4 protein-coding genes are annotated in these 3,656 nt (G+C 61.2%); all 4 read left to right on the forward strand.

The features are described 5' to 3' along the window. Positions 1-139 precede the first annotated feature (139 nt). The 4 genes from ACW9I6_RS31420 (at position 140) to ACW9I6_RS31435 (ending at position 3,591) form a co-directional block, all read left to right on the forward strand. Positions 140-772, forward strand: a complete 633-nt coding sequence (locus ACW9I6_RS31420) for a glutathione S-transferase family protein (protein ID WP_457340205.1) — start codon at positions 140-142, stop codon at positions 770-772. Positions 773-788: 16 nt separating this feature from the next. Beyond that, complete coding sequence (locus tag ACW9I6_RS31425) at positions 789-1,526, forward strand: NAD-dependent epimerase/dehydratase family protein (RefSeq protein ID WP_087693166.1); 738 nt, start codon at positions 789-791, stop codon at positions 1,524-1,526. An 11-nt stretch (positions 1,527-1,537) separates the two neighbouring features. Next, positions 1,538-2,947 (forward strand): MFS transporter, encoded by a 1,410-nt coding sequence (locus ACW9I6_RS31430; RefSeq protein WP_457340206.1) that lies wholly within the window; start codon positions 1,538-1,540, stop codon positions 2,945-2,947. Positions 2,948-3,081: 134 nt separating this feature from the next. Beyond that, positions 3,082-3,591, forward strand: a complete 510-nt coding sequence (locus ACW9I6_RS31435) for a hypothetical protein (RefSeq protein ID WP_003213081.1) — start codon at positions 3,082-3,084, stop codon at positions 3,589-3,591. The last annotated feature ends 65 nt before the right edge of the window (positions 3,592-3,656 follow it).

A 3,656-nucleotide genomic window follows, 5' to 3' on the forward strand; every position in this document is an offset into this window, starting at 1 on the left:
AGCTTTCCATCACTGATACACCGCATTCGCGAGCAAGCCCGCTCCCACATTTTTGATCCTGCCCACTTAACAACCTCGCCGTGCCTTCTGGCCCCTGCTAAATTGCCCCCTGCCTTCTCACCCTCGTCAGGAAAGCACCATGGGCCATTTGCTGAAAATCCTCGGTCGCACTTCTTCCATCAACGTGCGAAAAGTCCTGTGGACCTGCCAGGAACTGGATATCCCCTACGACCGCGAAGACTGGGGCATCGGCTTCGCCTCCACCCAGTCCCCCGAATTCCTGGCCCTGAACCCCAACGCCCAAGTCCCGGTGATCATCGACGACAACGGCGTACTGTGGGAATCCAACACCATCTGCCGCTACCTCGTGGGCCTGCACCAACGCCACGACCTGTTGCCCACCGAGCCGGTCGCCCGTGCGAGGGTCGAGCAATGGATGGACTGGCAAGCCACCGAGCTCAACCCGTCGTGGGGCTACGCCTTCCACGCTCTGGTACGCAAGAACCCGGACTACCAGGACCCGCAGCGCGTCAAAGCCGGGGTAAAAAGCTGGAACGACAAGATGGGCCTGCTCGAAGAACAACTGATCAAAACCGGTGCCTACGTCGCCGGTAAAGACTTCACATTGGCCGACATCCTCATCGGCCTGTCGGTGCACCGCTGGTGGATGACGCCCATGGAGCATCCGTCCTACCCGGCGGTCAGCGCCTACTACGAAACCCTCAGCCAACGCCCCGGCTTCAAAACCTTCGCCCTCGACGGCCACAACTAAAAACAAGGACTACCCAATGAACGGACTCAACGTACTACTCACCGGCGCCTGCGGCCGCATCGGCAAGACGTTTTTCCAAGCGTCGAAAGACCGCTACCGCTTCACCCTCACCGACCGCATCGAGCCGGATTTCGCCCTCGGCGAGCACCGTTTCATCCACGCCGACCTGAGCGACAAAACCGCCCTCGCCGCCCTGCTCGACGGGATTGACGTGATCGTGCACCTGTCGGGCATCCCCCACGCCAGCGCGACCTTCGACGAGTTGTTGCCCAACAATATCCTGGCCACCACTTACCTGTTCGAAGCCGCCGTGGCCGCAGGTGTGAAGCGCCTGGTGTTCGCCAGCAGTGCCCAGACCATCGAAGGCTACCCGGTAGACCGGCAGATCACGCCGGGCATGCCGGTACTGCCCGCCAACCTATACGGCGTGAGCAAATGCTACGGCGAAGCCCTGTGCGGTTTTTACGCGGCCAAAACCCCGCTCTCCACCATCGCCCTGCGCATCGGTGCGTTTGAATTCCCCGAAACCCACGACCTGAACAACGCCCGCGACCTCAGCGCCTGGCTCAGCCCCCGCGACGCCGTGCAACTGCTACAACGCTCGGTGGAAACCATCGGGGTGAAACACCTGATCGCCCATGGCATTTCCAATAACCGTTTCAAACGCCTGGACCTCAGCGAAACAACCCGTGTGCTGGGTTACCAACCGGTGGATGATGCGTTCCAGGAATTCGAGATCCCGATCACTTACTGAGTCTTCTGCCCATGTCTTCACCCTCTCTTGCAGACGGTATCGACCCGATCCGCGCCGCGCACATCAGCGCGCGCATTGATCGGTTGCCCGCCGTCGCCACTGTCTGGCGCCTGGTGGCGCTGCTGTCGATTGGCGGCTTTTTCGAGCTGTATGACTTGTTCCAGACTGCCTATATCAGCCCCGGCCTGATCAGTGACGGAATTTTCCACACCGGCAGCCAGGGCGTATTCGGCTTCTCCGACCAGGCGGCCTTTGCCTCGGCGACCTTTCTCGGCCTGTTCCTCGGCGCCAGCCTGCTCAGCCCGATTGCCGACCGCTACGGGCGCCGGGCGATCTTCACCTTTGCGTTGATCTGGTACACCGTCGCCACCGTGTTGATGGGTATCCAGACCTCCGCCCTGGGCATCATCTGCATGCGCTTCCTGGTGGGCATCGGCCTGGGCATCGAACTGGTGACCATCGACGCCTACCTCTCGGAACTGGTGCCCAAGCGCATGCGCAGCTCGGCGTTTGCCTTTGCGTTTTTCATCCAGTTCCTGTCGGTGCCGGCGGTGGCGTTGATGTCGTGGTGGCTGGTACCCCAGGCACCGTTCGGGATTTCCGGCTGGCGCTGGGTAGTGGTGAGCAGTGCGGTATTTGCGCTGTTTATCTGGCAACTGCGCAAGCGCCTGCCGGAATCGCCGCGCTGGCTCGCACAAAAAGGCCGTTTCGAGGAAGCCGGGCAGATCATGAACAGCCTCGAAGCGCGCTGCCGAAAAGACCACGGCAAGCCACTCGATGAGCCGGAACCGCAAGCCGTCAGCGTGCAGGGCCAAGGGCGCTTCGCCGATATCTGGCAACCGCCGTACCGGCGCCGGGCGTTGATGCTGATTGTGTTTCATGTGTTCCAGGCCATCGGTTTTTTTGGCTTCGGCAACTGGCTGCCGGCGCTGCTCTCGGGCCAGGGCGTGAGCGTCACTCACAGCCTGGGCTATGCCTTCATCATCACCCTCGCCTACCCGTTGGGGCCGCTGCTGTTTGTGAAGGTGGCGAACCGGTTTGAGAACAAATGGCAGATTGTCGGCTCGGCGCTCGGCGCGGTGATCTTCGGCAGTTTGTTCGCGCTGCAAACCACCGCCGTGGGCCTGGTGATCTGCGGGGTGATGATCACCTTCTGCAACGCCTGGCTGAGTTTCAGTTATCACTCCTACCAGAGCGAACTGTTCCCCACCAACATCCGCGCCCGGGCGGTGGGTTTCTGCTATTCGTTCAGCCGGTTGTCGACGGTGTTCAGCAGCCTGTTGATCGGCGTGATCCTCGAACACCTCGGCACGCCCGGCGTGTTGGCTTTTATCGCCAGCAGCATGTTGATCGTGATGATCACCATCAGTTGGTTCGGCCCGCGCACCCGCAACCTGGCGCTGGAGAACATTGCCCACTAGCGGCAAACAATGGCCGGCGGCACGCCAACGCTTGCCGACGGTAGCGGCCCAAAGCCCCGTAACACGGGGCCATACCACTGGGCACGCTAATTGCTCCACCTGTGGCACCGCCAACATCCACAGGTGTCCTGATCATGCTGATCAACAACAACCCCCAGGCTCAGTCGACGATCCAACGCATCAAGCGCGCAGACATGGACCCGGCCAACGCCGCGGCCAGCGCGCTGTACAGCGGTGCTGCGCAAAACGTGCAACAGGGCACTACCACTGTATCGACCACACAGGCAGCGGCCGACGCCACTGCCGACAATATCAATGCCGCCTTCGCCAAGACCCGTGTGCAGTTGCAAGCCACCACCGCAACCGCCTCGACCACCGATACGGCCAAGACTGACTCCACCACGTCCGCCCGCAGTGACTTCACCGACTACATGAAAAAAAGCCCGGCTGAGCGCATCCGCGAGCAACTGCTCAAGGAACAGGGTTTGACCGAGGACGATGTGAAAAACATGCCTCAGGACAAGCAGGATGCTATTTCCAAGGAAGTTGCAGAACGCCTGAAGGAGCAGCAGGCGCAGCAGGTAGCGGCGAAGACGGCTGACCCGCAGGCGCAGACGGTGAAAGAAACCCTGGCTGCGATCTAAGCCACACCACAAACCAAATGTGGGAGCGGGCTTGCTCGCGAATGCGGTGTGTCAGTCAATCCATG

This window comes from Pseudomonas sp. SDO5522_S412, assembly GCF_054071215.1.